Below are 17,694 nucleotides of genomic sequence, written 5' to 3' on the forward strand. Positions count from 1 at the left end.
CCATTCCGTCAGCCAAGCCCCAGGCACAGGTACTTGATTTCGACATAATCTTCGATGCCATAGCGTGATCCTTCACGACCCAGACCCGAAGCTTTAACCCCGCCAAACGGCGCCACCTCGGTTGCCAGCACCCCTACGTTGACACCCACCATGCCGTATTCCAGTGCCTCCGACACCCGCCATACCCGCCCAAGATCACGGGCATAGAGGTAACAGGCCAGACCGAACTCCGTAGCGTTTGCCAAGGCAATGACCTCGCTTTCGCTACTGAAGCGGAACAACGGCGCCACCGGCCCGAAGATTTCCTCCTGAGCCACACGCATATCGGCGGTGACGTCGGCCAGCAGGGTCGGCTCGTAGAAGGCGCCACCCAAGGCATGACGCTTGCCGCCCGCCACGACCCGGGCTCCGGAGTCCCGAGCCTCGACCACTAAAGCCTCGACGCCGGCCAGAGCCTTGGTGTCGATCATCGGCCCCACCTCGATACCCGCTTGAGTGCCTTCTCCTACCACCAGGCTGTTGATCCGCGCGGCGAATTTCTCGACGAAACGATCATAGATGCCATCCTGGATAAAAAAGCGGTTAGCGCACACGCAGGTCTGCCCGGCATTGCGGAATTTGGCAATCAGCGCACCCTCGACTGCCGCGTCGAGATCTGCGTCGTCAAACACAATGAAAGGCGCATTGCCGCCCAGCTCCATGGTGACTTTCTTGACCGTGGCAGCGCATTGCTCAAGCAGTTTGATGCCAATCGGCGTGGAGCCGGTGAACGACAACTTGCGCACAATCGGGCTAGACGTCAGCTCACCGCCAATCGCCCCGGAGTCGCCCGTGATCACGCTCAACACTCCACGGGGAATGCCCGCCCGCTCCGCCAGCACGCACAGAGCCAGCGCGCTGAAAGGCGTCTGTGAAGCCGGTTTCAACACCAGTGTGCAGCCCGCCGCCAACGCCGGCGCAGCCTTGCGGGTGATCATCGCCGCCGGAAAGTTCCACGGGGTAATCGCAGCACAAACGCCAATGGGTTCCTTGGTCACGATCAGTCGTCGATCAGCATGGGGCGACGGGATCACATCGCCATAGATGCGCTTGCCCTCCTCCGCGTACCACTCCACATAAGCGGCGGCGAAGGCAATTTCGCCGCGCGCCTCGGCCAGGGGCTTGCCTTGCTCGGCGGTCATAATCTGCGCCAGGTCTTGCTGATGAGCCATGATTTCGCGAAACCAGGCTTGCAGTCGTGAGGCTCGCTCCTTGGCGGTGAGCGCCCGCCAGGCGGGCAACGCGGCCTGCGCCGCATTGATCGCGCGCCGGGTTTCGTCGGCACCCATGCGCGGTACACATCCGATCACCTCGCCGGTGGCCGGGTTGGTCACGTCAATTGTCTGAGCAGTGTCAGCCGCCACCCATTGACCATCGATGTAGCAAAGTTCACGCAGCAGTTCAGGATCGGCAAGTCTCATGATGAGGCGCTCGTATAAATTGAAGGCAAAAAAAAGGCGGGACGATCCATCCGTCCCGCCCGAGGTCAATCAGCGCGAAGCGAGGGCTTTTTCGCGTATCTGACTCAGGGTCATTCGCGGCGTCAGTGCTTCCGGGTCAACCTGAATCTCGATCAAGGCCGGTTTCTGCGAAGCGACACACCGCTCGAAGGCCTTGGCGAACTGTTCGGTTGCCACGACAGTTTCAGCATGAAAACCATAGGAGCGGGCCAACATGGCGAAATCCGGGTTGTGCAACTCCGTGCCGGAAACTCGACCTGGATAGCTACGCTCCTGGTGCATGCGGATGGTGCCGTACATGCCGTTGTTCACCACGATCACCACCAGACGGGCGTCATAGTTGGCGGCCGTTGCCAGCTCCTGACCGTTCATGAGGAAACAGCCATCGCCGGCGAATGCCACGACCGTACGCTCTGGAGCGGTGATTTTGGCCGCCACCGCAGCCGGCACCCCATACCCCATCGAACCGTTGGTTGGGCCCAACAACGTACGGAAGGTCCGGTGCTGATAGCCGCGGTGCACCCAGCCGGTGTAGTTGCCCGCGCCACAGGTGATGATGCTGTCGTGGGGCAGGCGATCATTGAGCCAGGCGATGACCTCGCTCATTTGCACCGGTCCCGGAGAGGCGGGACAGTCAAAGTTTGCGCGATAGCCACGATTGAGTTGTGCCGTCCAGTTAGCCAGCCCTTGCGGATTGACGGCCGGCAAAGCAGCAACCTGCGCGGCGAAGGTTTTCATCCCGGCGTTGATCGCCAGTGTCGGTTGATAGACCCGTCCCAGCTCTTCAATGCCCGCATGCACGTGAATCAGCTTTTGCTTGGGTACAGGGATGTTCACCAGCGAATAGCCACCGGTGGTCATCTCGCCGAGGCGTGCGCCAATCACCAGCAACAGATCTGAATTCCTGACGGCCTCGACCAGCTCGGGCCCAGCCGCCAGACCCAAGTCACCGGCGTAATTGGGCAGCGTGTTGTTGAACAGGTCCTGGCAACGGAATGATGCCGCCACCGGCAGGTTCTGTTTCTCGATGAATGTACGGATGTCGCTGACAGCTTCAGCGCTCCAACCACCGCCACCGAGTACTACCAGCGGACGCTGCGCCTGGCCGATCAGGCTTTGCAATTGCTCAAGCGAAGCGGGTGAAGCAGCCGGTTCGATGGCTTGCGCCGGACCGGCATCGGCCACATCCACCAGGTCCGTCAGCATGTCTTCCGGCAGCGCCACCACGACCGGTCCGGGTCGACCATTGGTGGCGCGATGGAAGGCCTGGCTCAGCAGCTCCGGCAAGCGCGAGGCGTCGTCCACTTCCACGACCCATTTGGCCATCTGCCCAAACATGCGGCGATAGTCGATTTCCTGGAAGGCTTCACGCTCAACCTGATCCCGAGCCACCTGGCCGATGAACAGGATCATTGGCGTGGAATCCTGAAACGCCGTGTGCACGCCTACCGAAGCATTGGTTGCACCCGGACCACGGGTCACGAAGCAGATACCCGGCTTGCCGGTCAGCTTGCCATAAGCCTCGGCCATGTAAGCTGCCCCACCTTCCTGGCGGCAAACGATCAGTTCGATATCGTCCTTGGCATCATGCAGCGCATCGAGCACCGCCAGATAACTTTCGCCCGGCACACAGAAGGCACGCTCGACGCCGTTGATGCGCAATGCATCGACCAACACCTGACCGCCCGTGCGGGTCGCTGTGGAATTATTGTTAGTCATCGCTGCTCTCCATCAGGCCACGCGGTCAGATGACCGAGTCTTCCAAAAAGGGACGGTTTTCAACTACGCGCTCATAAGACAGCGCACTCAGGTCCAGGCTGCGGTATTCGCCGTAAGTGATCAGCTCACTCAAGCCACGACCGATTGCCGGCGCCTGCTGAAGGCCATGACCGCTGAAGCCGTTGCAGAAGAGGAAATTGCGCACTTCGTTGTGAGGCCCGACGATTGCGTTGTGATCCAGCACGCAGAAGTCATAGTGACCGGCCCAGGAGTTGACCACCTTGATCGCCTCGAAAGCGGGGACTCGCTCGGCGAGAATCGGCCAGACCTCTTCCTCGAACTCGTCGTGCAACACGTCGAAGTCATCGAAGTCCACTTCCGGGTCCGACTTTGGATAGGTGCCGCCCAGATACAGGTGGCCTTCCGGGCGGAAAAACACTCCGGTCGGGTCGATGGTCAAGGGCACGACACCTTCCAGAGGCGTATGGCAGTCGAAAACGAACAGCGAGCGCCGACGCGGTTCGACCGGTATCTGCAAGCCCGCCATTCGGGCGACCTTGGGCCCACGGGTGCCAGCGGTGTTGATCAGATAATCACAGTCGATACGTTCGCCACTGGCCAGGGTCACCCCCGTGACCAGATCTCCCTTGCGCAGCACCTCGACCACTTCATTCTCGATGTACTCCACACCCATTGAGCGCGCTTTCTTGCGAAAGCCGTTCATGATCCCGTAGTTGTCGAACCAGCCCTCGTCCTTCTCGCCGTAAGTACCACCAGCCAGACTGTCAGGGTTGACCCAAGGGAAGCGCCGAACCAGCGCTTCGGTGTCCATCAGCGTGACATCGGCACCGTTATCGAGCTGGGTCTGGTGCAAACGCTTGAGCACCTCGAAACCCGTCTGGTCAGCGAGGAACAGATAGCCGTTTTCCTTGAAGGCGAGGTCAGGCTTGTCTCCATTGACCTCCATCAGTTGCGGGAAATCGCGGATAAACTGCGCGCCAAACCGAGAGATCTGGATGTTGATCGGGTTGGAAAACTGCACGCGGATCGAGCTGCTGGAGAGCGCCGTGGCCGACTGCGCATAGGTCCAGTCGCGCTCGATGACCAGCACAGACCCGGTGAAGTCCGGGTTATTGGCCAGGAAGTAAGCCGTGGCACTGCCGTTCACCGCGCCGCCCACGATCACTACGTCGTAGTGTTGCTTTGTAGCTGTCGAAGCCATGGTTCGGACCTCTAAGAATTCGATAGGGAAACGTTACTTCGGATCTTCGAAATGGCCTGCGCCGGCAAAATTGCCACCGTGGTAGCGCGCGGCAGGCTCATTGGGGTCCATGGGCGGGAATTTCGCTTCGATTTTTTCGCGGTAATCATCGGCGCTGTCCTGTGGCACGTAGCCAATCGAGGAGGCCATGCGGTTGTCCCACAGCGACTCACGGTTGGCCGACATGCCGTAGACGATCATGTGCGCAACGCGTGGCGCGGTCAGCGAGCGCTGCACCAGTTGAGCGAAGTCGGCGAACGACAACCAGGTCGCCAGCATGCGGCGATCCAACGGCTCTTCAAACGAGGAGCCAATCCGCAGATTCACCGACTCGACGCCGAACTTGTCCCAGTAATAGCGCCCCAGATCCTCGGCAAAGCATTTGCTCACGCCGTACAGGCTGTCGGGGCGATGCGCAACAGTGGAGTCGATGGTCTCGGTACGGTCATAGAAACCGATGGCATGGTTGGAGCTGGTATAAACCACTCGCTTCACACCATGCTGACGCGCGGCTTCGTAGATGTTGTAGGTACCGACGATATTGCCGTTGAGGATCGCGGCAAAGGTATTTTCCAGCGGTATACCACCGGCGTGGATAATCGCATCAACACCCTCGGCCAGCGGCAGCACATCGGCCAGATTGCCCAGGTCGCAGCGCACCAGCTGTTCGTGCGGCGCCGCCGTGCCCATGTCAGCGATATCGGTCAGGCGCAGCTCATCGGCGAAGTCCCGCAAGTGCTCGCGCAAGACTTTGCCCAAGCGGCCGGCAGCCCCGGTAATCAACAGTCGTTTAAAAGGCTTGCTCATCAGATCAATCTCGAATTAGTCAGTGACTGCAACGCTTAAACCAACAGGGCCAGGGCATCGCGCATCTGCACGATTGCCTGCTCAAGCTGTTGGCGGGATGTTGCGAAAGACAGGCGAATGTAGGGCTCAAGACCAAACGCAGAGCCCGGGACCGTTGCAACCTTGCCGACTCGCAACAGGTAGTTGGCAAGATCGGTATCGGTTTCGATTACTTGTCCGTCGGGCGTACGCTTGCCGATAAACGCCGAGCATTTCGGGAAGGCATAGAACGCCCCTTCCGGCATTTGCAGTTCCAGACCGTCGATTGCCGCCAGACCTTCGACAACCATTGCACCTCGGGCCTGATACTCGCGATTGGCGTCACGTACAAAATCCTGTGGACCGCTCAAGGCGGCAGCCGCTGCCAACTGTGAGATGGCCGACGGGCAGGTCGTGGTCTGCGACTGGGTCTTGTTCATTGCCACGATCAGCGCTTTCGGGCCGGCGGCATACCCCAGGCGATAGCCCGTCATCGCGTAGGCCTTGGACACGCCGTTGATCAGCAGCGTGCGCTCACGCAGCTCGGGGCACGCGGTCACGAACGGCACGAAAGGCTTGTCGCCGAGGATGATGTGCTCGTAGATCTCATCGGAGATCACCAGAACCCGTGGGTGTTTCTGTAAAACCGCACCCAGGGCGGCGAACTCTTCCCGACTGTAAATCGCACCGCAGGGATTGTTCGGCGAGTTGAGCATCAGCCAGCGTGTCTTCGGCGTAATGGCCGCTTCCAGCCGCGCAGCGTCGAGCTTGAACCCATACTCGGAACCGCAGGGAATGACCTTCGGCACACCGCCGTTGAGCAACACCATATCGGTGTAGGACACCCAATACGGCGCCGGTGTGATGACCTCGTCGCCCGGCTCCAGGGTCGCCAGGAAGGCATTGAACAGCAGCTGCTTGGCACCGTTGGCGACGCAGATTTCGTCCAGGCCGTAATTCAGATCGTTTTCACGAGAGAATTTGTCGACGATGGCCTGACGCAATGCCTCATAGCCGTTGGGCGCAGTGTAGTGGTTGTTGCCGTCGAGCATCGCCTGGTAGGCCGCCTCGATCACGTGGGCCGGGGTATTGAAATCCGGCTCGCCCAGGCTGAGGTTGATCACCGGCTCGCCTTGAGCGAGCATTTTCTTGGCCAGAACCGACACCGCCATGCTGGGCGAACTCTTGACTGTCCTGACCCGCGAACTTTGAAATTCCATCACTTGGTCCCCTGCCCGGCTTCATAGCCATAATCGTCACGCGCCTGTTCGGCACTGATGTAGCCAAAGCGCAGGTCGCGCTCGACGTCCTCACGTGGACGCTGACGCGGATCACCGTAGCCACCGCCGCCTGGCAGACTGAGAATCAGACGTCGCTCCGAGGGCACGAACTGCTGGCCCTTGCCGCGCAGCAGCGTGCCATCGTCCAGGCCGACATAACCCTTGGCGCCTTCCTTGCCGCCTTCAAGGCCGCGAGCCGGGTAGAGAATGCGGTCAAACATGGCACTGAAGCGGAACGAATAACCCTCGGCAGCCGATACTTCGATCTCCTGCCCCAGGCCACCGCGCAGCTGCCCGGCACCACCGGAACCGTTACGCAGCTCCTTGCGCCAGACAATCACAGGTCCGGCATGCTCGGTGGCCTCGACCGGCATGGTGTGCACGCCACTCGGGAACGCCGTGGCACTCAAGCCGTCCTTGGCTGCGCGTGCGCCCATGCCGCCGCTGTTGAACATCAGCATCTCGGCATTGCTCCCTTCTGGATTGCTTTCCAGCGGGCGAACGCTCAAGTGCAGGTTCCACAGGGCACTGGCGCCCTCGGCCGGGACCTGGCCGTGCAAGCATTTGTGCAACGCACCGAGCACCAGGTCAGGCACGAAATGTCCGAGCACGTGACGCACCGAGACCGGCGCCGGATGCTTGGCGTTGAGAATGCAGCCCTCGGGCGCCACCACATCGAACGGCGCGAGCGACGCGGAGTTGTTCGGGATCTCTGGTGCGACGATGCACTTGAGGCCATAACAGGCGTAGGCCTTGGCATAGCCCAGCGGTACGTTGATACCGAACTGACTCATGCCGGAGGTGCCGCTGAAATCAGTCAAAATGCCATCCGGCCCGACCGTCAGCGTTACCGACAAGGTCACCGGAACATCGTAACCATCCAGGGTCATGCTGTTCTGGTAGGTGCCGTACGGCAGGGACTTGAAGCATTCCAGCGTGGCACGGCGACTGTGTTCCAGGATGAAGCCGCCGATGTGCTCCAGGTCTTCCAGGCGGAACTCCTCAAGCATGCTCAGCAAGCGCTTGTGACCGGTCTCGTTGCAGGCCGACAGCGCGTAGAAATCACCCACCACCCGATCGTTCTCGCGCACGTTGTTGCGCAAGATGTTGATCAGGTCGCGGTTGACCTTGCCGCGTTCGAACAACTTCATGATCGGAATAAACAAGCCTTCTTCGTAGACTTCACGGGCATCCGGGCCGAAACCGCGACCGCCGATATCGACCACGTGGGCGGTGCTGGCGAAATAGCCGATCAACTTGCCCTTGTAGAACGAGGGCGAAACGATGGTGATGTCGTGCAAGTGACCGGTGCCCTTCCACGGGTCGTTGGTCACGTAGACATCGCCCTCAAAGATGTTGTCCAGGCCGATGTCGTTGATGAAGTGCACCACCGCCTCGGCCATGGTGTTGACGTGCCCCGGCGTCCCGGTGACGGCCTGGGCAAGCATATTGCCGGCACGGTCGAAGACCCCGGCGGACAAGTCGCCAGCTTCACGCACGCTGGTGGAGAACGCCGTGCGAATCAGCGTCAGGGCCTGTTCTTCAACCACCGAAATCAGGCGATTCCACATCACCTGCATTTGAATATCGATCAAGGTATCGCTCATGGGAAAATCGCCTTCTATGCAAGGGACGCTCAGCGCCGGACAACCAGCAGGCAGCCGTCAGGCTGAACGGTGGCGGTAAAGGAGGACGACACGAAGGTCGATGTTTCGCGCTCGGCGATGATGGCCGGGCCATCAATGCGAGCACCCGGCTGCAGCTCCTCACGCTGGAAGATGCCAGCATCGACAAAACCACCGCTGACGACGTCGAAGACTTCTCGACGCGATACCTCGTGAGCACGATGCGAGGCGCCGATCTGCTGGACTGGCTGCACCGGCAATAACGGCGAACTGGCTTTAACCGACCAGCTAACGATCTCGACATCGGGCCCTTCGATCGGGCGACCGAAGAATTGCGTGTAAGCGGCTTCAAACAGCGTCTTGAACTGTGCGGTGTCGCTATTGCTGAAAGGCTTGAATGGCAAAGAGACGGGAATTTCCCAGCCCTGGCCGACGTAACGCATGAATGCTGTGCATTCCAGCTCAGGCTCGCCTTCAGGCATGCCCTGGCGCAGGAAACCGATGGACTCGGACTTCATGTCGTCAATCAGGGCATTGACCTGTGGCGCATCAAATTCAGAAAGTCGCACAAAGGCACTGCGTACTGCCTCGTAACCAAATGGCGCACGCAGAAAGCCAATAGCCGACCCGACGCCAGCACCCGCGGGTACGAGGAAGCGCGACACGCCCATTTTTTCGCACAGACGCGCCGCGTGCAGCGGACCGCCACCACCGAAGGTGATCATGGTGTATTCGGCGATGTCCTTGCCGCTTTCAACGGCATGCACACGGCCGGCGTTGGCCATGTTTTCATCGACCACTTCACAAATGCCGTAGGCGGCGGTGACCGCCTCCATGTTCAATGGCTGACCGATGGCGCGAGCCGTCGCCGAGGCGGCATTGTCAGTGGACAGACGCATGGCGCCGCCGGCGAAGTTGTCAGGATCCAGGCGCCCCAGCAACAGGTTGGCATCGGTGATAGTCGGCTCCAGGCCGCCACGGCCGTAGCACGCAGGGCCTGGCTCGGAACCGGCACTGTGCGGCCCGACCCGGATCTGACGCATGCTGTCGATGCTGGCGATGGAACCGCCACCGGCACCGATTTCGACCATCTCCACCACCGGGATCGAGATCGGCATGCCACTGCCCTTCTTGAAGCGGTAGGTACGCGCCACTTCAAAGGTCTTGGCGGTCTTCGGCACCTGGTTTTCGATCAGGCAAATCTTCGCCGTGGTACCGCCCATGTCGAATGAAACTACCGAATCCAGCGAGTACTTGCGCGCAATATCGGCAGCGAAAATCGCCCCGCCGGCAGGTCCGGACTCAACCAGGCGCACGGGAAACTCCGCGGCGCTCTGCACCGAGATGATCCCGCCGCCGGAGTGAATCATGAACACCGGGCAATCGGCGCCGGACGCCTTGAGCGTCACCACCAGGCGGTCAAGGTAGGACTTGATCAGCGGCTTGACGTAGGCGTTGGCGCACACGGTATTGAAACGTTCGAACTCACGCATCTGCGGCGACACTTCGCTGGAGATCGAGACCGACACCTGCGGCAGCCGGCGCTGCAAAGCGTCGCGCAGCAGACGTTCGTGGACGCCGTTGACGTAGCTGTGAATCAGGCCGACCGCGATGCTTTCGTAATTGCCCTCGGCCACCCGCTCAACCAGTGCATCGATATCAGCCTGCGCTGGGGCGATCAACACATCACCGTGAACATCCAGGCGCTCGCGCAGGGTGTAGCGGTGCTCGCGCTCGATCAGCGGCGGCGGCAAGGTGATATTGATGTCGTACTGTTCGAAGCGGTTTTCGGTGCGCATTTCCAGCGTGTCACGAAAACCTTCGGTGGTGATGAATGCAGTCTTGGCCCCACGTCGCTCGATCAATGCGTTGGTGGCCAGGGTGGTGCCGTGGATCAGTTGATCAATGTCGGACAGCTTCAGGCCGGCGGCCTCGATGACACTTTTCACACCGGTGAGAATGGCACGCTCTGGCAGCTCATAGTCGGTAAGAATTTTGGTTGAATGCAATACCCCGCCTACGTCCAGCGCGATATCGGTAAAGGTCCCACCTATGTCCACGCCGACCCGGCATGAAGTAGCAGTCATCGTCGTATCCCCTGAAATTCCCGGTTTCATGACAAGAGGCAATCAAGCCCGCTTGAAATGTAAGTTATATGTTGTCTTACAGGTAGTCAAGCATTGTCACACGGTATTCTGCTTCTCCAGACACTCGTAAAAGTGTCGACCGGGATCCACGAAATCCCGGCCTTTAACATCAACCCTTGGTCTTGACCATCCGCGCCCCGCCTACCGCTTGTGCGGTCGGGAACACCTCCAGACGTGACACATCCACTTGTTGCGGCAAGCTCAATGCTGCCAGCAGCAACGTCGCAATATCTTCCGGCATGATCGACTCATAACCTTCGTACAATTCGGCGCCAGCGGCCTGCATGCCCATGGCGTTTTTGTACAGTTGAGTCTGGACCCGTCCGGGGGCGATTTCCGTCACCCGTACCCCGCTGCCGAGTAAGTCGCAGCGCAAGGCGTCGCAGAACAGGCTGATACCAGCCTTGGACGCACCATAAACCGCAGCGCCTGGATGCGGCGCCCGACCGGCACTGGAGCCAATAAAGAATAGATGGCCGATGCCACGCTCGATCATTCCGGGCAATGCCTTGCGTGCCAGATGCAAAGGCGCTTTCAGGTTGATATCGAACATGTTGTCGATTTCAGCCGGATCCATCTCCTGGAAGGACGAGCGGGTAGACAACACACCGGCATTGTTGACCAGCACATCCACCGGGTAATTCGCGAGGACTTCAGTGAACGCCTCTGCCTGGCGTACATCGGCCTCGACCACTGTCACGCCCGGCTCCTGGTGCAACTCGGCCAATGCTTCCGGGCTGCGCCCCACCGCAATTACTTGCAAACCGGCATCACGCAATGCCAATACCACGGCTTTACCAATGCCGCTGGTGGCGCCCGTCACCAGCGCCCGACGATAAACCGCCGGCACCGACACTGAATCAGGCATAGATGTATCCTCCGCTGACGATCACGTTTTCACCGGTGGCGTAGCTGTTACGGCTGCTGCCCATCATGACGATCCACTCGGCGATCTCGGCGGGTTCAGCGGCGCGTCCCAACGGGTTCGCCGCAGCCAGCTCACCGAGGAAGCCCAACTGCTTGGCGCGTTCGGTGGCAAACCCGGCCGGCGCTACGGAGTTGACCAGGATCTGGTCCTTGGCACACGCCTGGGCGAATGATTTGGTCAGACTGACCACAGCGGCTTTGGTCGCGGCGTAATGGGCGTTCTGAGGATGGGCCTTGAATGCGTCTACCGAGGTGACATTGACGATACGACCTGTCACGGCGGGCGCAGCCACATAGGCCTGCATGTGTTTCACCGCCGCCACCATCATGTGGTAGGTGCCTTTGATGTTGACCGCATTTTCCATATCCCACTCTTCGTCAGTGATCTCGAAAATGTCCTTGCGCGGATAAATCGCGGCGCTGTTGACCAGACAATCCACGCGACCCAGCGCATCGACGATTTGCTGGAAAGCACCATGAGCGGACGCCTGGCGGGAGATGTCACCCACTGCCGTGGCAACCTCGCAACCATCGGCACGCAAAATCTCTGCCGCCGCCGCCATCAACAGCTCATTTCTATCGATGATGCCGATTTTGCCTGCGCCGCGTTTACGCATCAGCTTGGCCGTTTCCAGCCCCAGACCCGAAGCGCCACCGACGATTACGACCGTTTGTCCATCCATAAAACACCTCCGCGATTAGTCTTTACGTAAGATGCCTGTTGTCTTACATTTGGTCAAACCGAATTTGTCCGACAATGGTCGGCAAATACCCAGATCAAGCACACAGGACAGCACAATGCCTGCGGCCACCGCTTCCTCGAAACCTGTACCCAACAGTGCCCGCGACCGCCTTCTGGAGGTGGCGCTGGAACTCTTTGCCACGCGCGGCTACCAGGCCGTAGGCCTGCGCGACCTGGCAGGCCAGTTGGGGCTGCATGCCGGCTCGCTGTACAACCATATCGAGAACAAACAGTGCCTGTTGTTCGAGCTGATCGAAGGCGCGGTATCTGACCTATTGGCCGATACCAAGCGCCGAATGCGCGGCGCCCGGACTCATCGCGACCGTCTTCAGCGCTTTGTGCATGCATTTGTGGTTTTCAACTTGACCGAGAAGCACCGGCTGCTATTGGTAACCCGTGAGTTCGTCAATCTGACCGATGAACAACAACAGAAAATCAACCAGCTCAAGAGCAGCTACGCCGCCCTGTTGAAGGCCATCATTTCCGCAGAGTGTGGCGAAACCGGCTGTATCAGTGACCGCACCGGCCTGATCACCGAGGCCGTTATCGGCATGCTCTACGGACAGTCCCTCTGGCAGAGTATTGAAGTCCCGGAACAAAAACTCACGGATACCCTGACCCACTTTGTCCTGGGCATCATCACTTGCGGCAAAGAATCAGCGCTGAAGGCTTGAACACCATGCACCCGTTACGACATGCGCTTCATAACGAACTGCACGCCCGCCCTTCCCTGTACTTCAGCGAGCCGGCTTATGTGTTTCACCTGGCCATCATGGGCAGTGAATGCGATCGACAGTCACTGCTCAACAGTCTCTATACCGAGCCGGTTGGTGATGATCTACCCCAAGGCATCATCAGGCTTGATGGGCACTGGCTGAAATGGGAGCGACAGCCCAATTCTTTACCCTCACTTATGCAGTCACCGCTTCCACGGATAGCCCGCAATGGATTTCATTTCCTGATGCCCTGGCCGCGAAAATCAGCCCTTACACCCAGTTGCTGATCAACCGCGTGCAAATTGTGGTGCGCAACCAGAGCGCCTTTACCGGAGATCACGCGCAATACGGCTTCAAGGACCCGTGCGGTTCCTCCATTGGTGGCGGCGATGCGGCAGTATGGAGCGACTTCCGGTTAAGCGAATGCGGCGAGAACCGCTTTCTGTTCATAAACCATCAGCTCAATGCCTACAGACAAGGACGGATGATTCGCCGGCTGCTCGAGATTGAAACCTATCGCATGATGGCCTCGCTCTCGCTGCCTGCGGCAAAACAGTTGAGTTCGCAGCTGAATACTTTCGATAAAACCTTGGCCGACCTGTCGGAGAAAAACGCCGCACCCGACACGAGCAACGCAAAGGCACTGCTTTCGGAAATCGCCGAGCTGTCGGCAAAAGTCGTCAGCCTCTCAGCCAAACATCGTCACCGCTTCAGCGCTACACAAGCCTATGCACAACTGGTCTTCGAGCGCCTGGCGGAACTACGGGAAAACCGCGCGGATGACTGCCAGCGTCTGGGGGTATTCATCGAACGGCGATTCAAGCCGACGGTTAGATACTGTGCTGTTACAGAGCAGCGACTCGACGTGCTGGCCAAGAGCGTGGCAAATCTTGGTGACCTCTTGCAGGCGCGTGTTCAAGTGGAGATGGAGGAGCAGAACGCCGAAATCTTGAAAAGCCTGAATGCTCGGGCTGATGCACAGATCAAAATTCAGCGAGCAGTGGAAGATCTTTCGATCATCGCCATCACCTACTACGTGTTGAACCTTTTAATAATGCTCTTCTCGGGAATGCATTTGCTGGGTATGGACCTTTCTCCCAGATCAGCCGTGATCGGAATGGCCCCCATTGCAGCGTTCATCCTCATGCAAATACTGATACGGATACCTGCAGCAGTCGAGCCCAGGTGCCCGAAAAAGCGATTTCTCCATCTTGGGCTACTGTCTCAACATAGTTGGGTGTTGGGTAACCTGAGAAAGGAACACAGGATGCTTTATTTTCAGGAGATGCTTGGCATTGCCGTGTTCTCAATAACCGGTGTGCTGGCTATCCAAAAAGCCGATGTCGATCTGTTCGGGGCGGTGGTGCTTGGCATCATCACCGCGATTGGAGGTGGCACCATACGAGATCTGCTTCTGGATCTACCGATCTTCTGGATTGCCGACTTCAATTACATTTGGGCCGCCCTGACTGCTGCACTGCTGGCGTTTTTTCTGACCCAGAGACTACAGCGACGTTACCGGCTGCTGCTCTATCTCGATGGCTTGGCGGCTGCACTATTCGGCTTGGCCGCGACTGAAAAAGTGCTGGTATTGCACCTTGCCGCGCCGTTGGCAGTAATGATGGGCGTGCTCACCAGCATTGGAGGTGGTATAGCGCGCGACGTCTTGGCCGGAAGAGTTTCGCTATTGATGTCGCGTGAGATCTACGCAACGCCAATCTTGTTGGGGTGCACCCTTTACGTTGTGCTGCGTGATGTATTCCCGTCGATTTGGGTCGCAGGATGGATCGCTTTCCTCTTCAGCTTCGGTCTAAGATTTTTGGCCATTTACCTGCATCTTCAAATGCCTGCGGTTTTCTCTACCAAGCAGGGATGATTCGTCCTGGATTACCGTGACGCGACAAAACAACAACTCGCTAGTGGATACCAAACTGTGTATTCACACGCCTAAGTCGAGTAGGTGTTGTGTTGAATGTGCGTTTGAACCAATGGGTCATGTGTGAGCTATCGGTAAACCCACACTCGTAGGCAATTTGAGTCATAGACCGACTACTGTTCAGCACCATCCAGTGAGCGGATTTGATCCGCATTTGCCTCCAGTAATCGGCAGGTGAAGTCCGCAAATGTTTCTGGAACAGGCGTGTCAGCTCGCGCTCTGTTACCCCTACCCCCTTACACACGTCAGTAACCGAGCCGGTTTCGAACAACCGTTGGCGCATGATCCCCACCGCATTGACGACCCTTTGATCGGAACATTGCAACCCAAGCTCCGTGTCCTGCTTCATGGCCACCATGTCATCAAAACCTCGGCCCGCCATCAGGTAGTGCATTGCTTTATGAGCGCGCGATTTACCACAGCTTTCTGTCACCAGATGCATGGCGAGGTTAACTGATGCCAAGCCGCCGGGACAGGTTATGAACTCACCGTCAGTGACCACCGAGGCTTCCGTTACTGGAATTACGTCTGGGAAGGACTGAACCAGTGCAGATGACAGAGAGAAGTGAACAGCGCAACGCCTGCCCGCCAACAAGCCCATCTCAGCCAGCACGAACTGCCCAGTACACAGCCCAACAATAGGAACACCAACTTTTACTGCAGCTTCTACAAATCGGTACAGCTCGTCAGGTATTGGCGTGTTGCCGTGAAGCACGCCTCCGTGCACAACGATGTAGTCATAGGCTGTGGGATCACCATACGACTTGGTCGGAACCAATGGAAAACCACAGCTAGACCTGATGGGCTTATCGTCATGCGACAGCAGTTCCCACGAACAATAAATTTGTCTACTGAAGTCGCTTTCGTCTGATGAAAGCCGGAGAAACTCTACGAAGCAAGAGAGCGAAAAAAGCGTGAAGTCAGGGGTGGGGACGATCCCTACTTTGAGCGATGGTTCGATCTGGGGAGGAACCTTGGACGGGCCAAGGGAGGAGTAATCCGTGCGCATAATGCCGACTCTCAATGGATTGCAAATCCTACCGAAAAATGACCGAAATCTACAATTAGGAACTCTACTCTCAATATTAGTATGACGCTCTGTTTGAAGCTCACTATCAGGAGTGTTTCCGTTGAAAATTTCAAAAATCTCGATCTATCAGGTAGACCTTCCTCTGAAAGAAGGCTCCTACAGTTGGTCTACTCAGACATTCACAGCCTTTGATAGCACTGTGATCATCGTAGAGTGCGACAGTGGCCTGATTGGCGTTGGCGAAACATGCCCACTCGGCCCGTCCTACCTTCCAGCTTACGCCGAGGGAGCGCGAGTCGGGCTTGCCAAAATCGCTCAGGGATTGATCGGCGAAGACCCCATTCAGATCGGCAAGATCAATGAACGAATGGACGAGCTTTTGAAAGGCCATCCTTACGTCAAGTCGGCTTTTGACATGGCGTGCTGGGATATTTTAGGTAAGGCCACAGGCCAGCCGGTCTACAACCTCCTTGGCGGCCTTCTTCAAGACAAAGTCACCCTGTTCAAAGTGGTTAGTCGCCAAGCCCCTGATGCGATGGCTGCGAAGCTCAGTGCCTACCAAGATCAGGGCTTCAAGCAATTCCAAATGAAAGTGGGAGCGGGTGCAAATAGCGATATCGACCGCATCTTCGCCGTATCTGAAGTGCTACGTTCCGGCAACATCCTGGCAGCTGATGCCAACACCGGCTGGCGTCAACACGAGGCAATCCGAGTAGTCAAAGCGGTACGCGACGTAGATATCTATATCGAGCAGCCATGCCTTTCTTATGAGGAGTGCCTTGCCGTCCGCAAGCATTCTGACCATCCAATGATTTTGGATGAGTGTATGGATGATCTAAGAACGCTCATCCGTGGCTACAACGATAGCGCCATGGATGTCATCAACCTGAAGATCAACCGTGTAGGCGGACTGACAAAAGCGCGGCAGTTCAGAGATCTATGCGTGAGCATGGGAATCACGATGACTATTGAAGACACGTGGGGCGGCGAGATCGCGACGTCTGCCATTGCGCACTTGGCTCACTCAACGCCTAAAGGGTATCACTTCCAGTCTTCAGCGTTTCACGAGTACCACTCTCTGGAAATCGCATCAGGTGGGCCAAAGATTGAGGACGGCTATATGGTCGCCTCTGATCGTCCTGGCTTGGGTGTCACCCCGAATATGGATGTTTTAGGAACGCCGGTCAGCGTCATAAAATAACGCCTCCCTCCAGACCGAGTGAACAGACTCGCCAAGTCTTTTAACACTGGTTTGTGTCGCCGGATTACGACGCTCGGGGCTAGATTTAGCGCAGACTTTTTCAGCCCCTCGCAACGCGAGATCTAATAGCCTTTAGACCGATCAACCACATTCAGAAGCGGCATCCCATGACTCTCTCGTCGAAGATTCTCAACTATCACCGCTACACCACCTTCAACCTGCACATCGCTCGCGATATGAGGGGTCAAGAGTACGCGGGGATGATTCCAGAAAGGGCTATCTTCAGTGGGCGGCTCCTTTATCAGGACATCCAATACCGCCCCTCCCACACGGCCATCATCCAACGCAGAAAGCAGATCCCGCTCTACAACGTGCGCACCACGCCCTACGTTTATTAGTCCAGCACCATGAGGCAGACAATCAAGTCTCGCCGAATTGAGGATCCCATCTGTTTCTGGAGTCAGCGGCAACATGTTCACCAGGATGTCGCACTGCCCCAAAAACTCCTCCAGCTGTTCTGGGCCGACGTAACAGCGTCCACCTGGAACCTCCTTCAAAGAACGATTCCAGCCACTGAGTCGAAAAGCCAATGGTTGAAGACGATCAAGCGCGGCACGTCCAAGGTTGCCAACCCCCATGACACCGACACGTCGCTGTGACGTAAGCGTTCCGGGAACACACCTTCCGAACTCCAGCATTAAGCGCGATGGTGTCCGCGTATTTTTAAGCGGACGCGATCGCCCTTAACGTCAGGATTTCCATGCGCCAACGAAGCTCTTACCCAAA

General features: G+C 57.9%; 14 protein-coding genes and 1 pseudogene. 4 read left to right on the forward strand and 11 right to left on the reverse strand.

The window, feature by feature from the left end:
• Positions 1–8 precede the first annotated feature (8 nt).
• The 9 genes from KGB18_RS12980 to KGB18_RS13020 all read right to left on the reverse strand — a co-directional run bounded on the left by KGB18_RS12980 (position 9) and on the right by KGB18_RS13020 (position 11,966).
• The gene (locus KGB18_RS12980) at positions 9–1,460 is read right to left on the reverse strand and encodes an NAD-dependent succinate-semialdehyde dehydrogenase (protein ID WP_223570049.1); all 1,452 of its coding nucleotides are present in this window, start codon (positions 1,458–1,460) and stop codon (positions 9–11) included.
• A 69-nt stretch (positions 1,461–1,529) separates the two neighbouring features.
• A complete protein-coding gene (locus KGB18_RS12985; protein ID WP_223570050.1) occupies positions 1,530–3,218 on the reverse strand; it encodes a thiamine pyrophosphate-binding protein in 1,689 nt (562 codons plus the stop codon).
• A 25-nt stretch (positions 3,219–3,243) separates the two neighbouring features.
• The gene (locus tag KGB18_RS12990; protein ID WP_223570051.1) at positions 3,244–4,440 is read right to left on the reverse strand and encodes an NAD(P)/FAD-dependent oxidoreductase; all 1,197 of its coding nucleotides are present in this window, start codon (positions 4,438–4,440) and stop codon (positions 3,244–3,246) included.
• Between the two features lie 33 nt (positions 4,441–4,473).
• Positions 4,474–5,286: an NAD-dependent epimerase/dehydratase family protein gene (locus tag KGB18_RS12995; RefSeq protein ID WP_223570052.1), complete on the reverse strand. Its 813-nt coding sequence runs from the start codon at positions 5,284–5,286 to the stop codon at positions 4,474–4,476.
• Positions 5,287–5,321: 35 nt separating this feature from the next.
• Positions 5,322–6,524 (reverse strand): aminotransferase class I/II-fold pyridoxal phosphate-dependent enzyme, encoded by a 1,203-nt coding sequence (locus KGB18_RS13000; protein ID WP_223570053.1) that lies wholly within the window; start codon positions 6,522–6,524, stop codon positions 5,322–5,324.
• Positions 6,524–8,191: a hydantoinase B/oxoprolinase family protein gene (locus tag KGB18_RS13005; RefSeq protein ID WP_223570054.1), complete on the reverse strand. Its 1,668-nt coding sequence runs from the start codon at positions 8,189–8,191 to the stop codon at positions 6,524–6,526. The genes KGB18_RS13000 and KGB18_RS13005 overlap by 1 nt, the downstream gene beginning before the upstream one ends.
• Before the next feature lie 29 nt (positions 8,192–8,220).
• Positions 8,221–10,296, reverse strand: a complete 2,076-nt coding sequence (locus KGB18_RS13010; protein WP_223570055.1) for a hydantoinase/oxoprolinase family protein — start codon at positions 10,294–10,296, stop codon at positions 8,221–8,223.
• 169 nt (positions 10,297–10,465) lie between these two features.
• Entirely contained in the window at positions 10,466–11,224 is a 759-nt protein-coding gene (locus KGB18_RS13015; RefSeq protein WP_223570056.1) for an SDR family oxidoreductase, read from the reverse strand.
• Positions 11,217–11,966 carry an SDR family NAD(P)-dependent oxidoreductase gene (locus KGB18_RS13020; protein ID WP_223570057.1) on the reverse strand — a complete coding sequence of 250 codons (750 nt, stop codon included), beginning with the start codon at positions 11,964–11,966 and terminating at the stop codon, positions 11,217–11,219. Before KGB18_RS13020 ends, KGB18_RS13015 begins: the two co-directional genes overlap by 8 nt.
• A 115-nt stretch (positions 11,967–12,081) precedes the next feature.
• Between KGB18_RS13020 and KGB18_RS13025 the strand changes: the two genes are divergently transcribed.
• The 3 genes and pseudogenes from KGB18_RS13025 (at position 12,082) to KGB18_RS13035 (ending at position 14,617) form a co-directional block, all read left to right on the forward strand.
• Positions 12,082–12,699, forward strand: coding sequence for a TetR/AcrR family transcriptional regulator (locus KGB18_RS13025; protein ID WP_223570058.1), 618 nt, complete (start codon positions 12,082–12,084; stop codon positions 12,697–12,699).
• Between the two features lie 5 nt (positions 12,700–12,704).
• A pseudogene (locus tag KGB18_RS13030) lies at positions 12,705–13,915 on the forward strand (DUF3422 domain-containing protein); the annotation flags it as partial.
• A 111-nt stretch (positions 13,916–14,026) separates the two neighbouring features.
• The gene (locus KGB18_RS13035; protein ID WP_223570071.1) at positions 14,027–14,617 is read left to right on the forward strand and encodes a trimeric intracellular cation channel family protein; all 591 of its coding nucleotides are present in this window, start codon (positions 14,027–14,029) and stop codon (positions 14,615–14,617) included.
• A 40-nt stretch (positions 14,618–14,657) separates the two neighbouring features.
• Here the strand turns inward: KGB18_RS13035 and KGB18_RS13040 are convergent, their stop codons facing one another.
• Complete coding sequence (locus tag KGB18_RS13040) at positions 14,658–15,686, reverse strand: GlxA family transcriptional regulator (protein ID WP_223570059.1); 1,029 nt, start codon at positions 15,684–15,686, stop codon at positions 14,658–14,660.
• A gap of 121 nt (positions 15,687–15,807) precedes the next feature.
• Between KGB18_RS13040 and KGB18_RS13045 the strand changes: the two genes are divergently transcribed.
• Positions 15,808–16,908, forward strand: coding sequence for a cis-3-hydroxy-L-proline dehydratase (locus KGB18_RS13045; protein ID WP_223570060.1), 1,101 nt, complete (start codon positions 15,808–15,810; stop codon positions 16,906–16,908).
• A 122-nt stretch (positions 16,909–17,030) separates the two neighbouring features.
• Here KGB18_RS13045 and KGB18_RS13050 read toward each other — a convergent pair whose 3' ends face one another.
• Positions 17,031–17,606, reverse strand: coding sequence for an NAD(P)-dependent oxidoreductase (locus KGB18_RS13050; RefSeq protein ID WP_223570061.1), 576 nt, complete (start codon positions 17,604–17,606; stop codon positions 17,031–17,033).
• Positions 17,607–17,694 lie beyond the last annotated feature (88 nt).

Origin of the sequence: Pseudomonas sp. BF-R-26 (assembly GCF_019947395.1) — a bacterium.
In the GTDB taxonomy this organism is placed as follows: Bacteria; Pseudomonadota; Gammaproteobacteria; order Pseudomonadales; family Pseudomonadaceae; genus Aquipseudomonas; species Aquipseudomonas farris.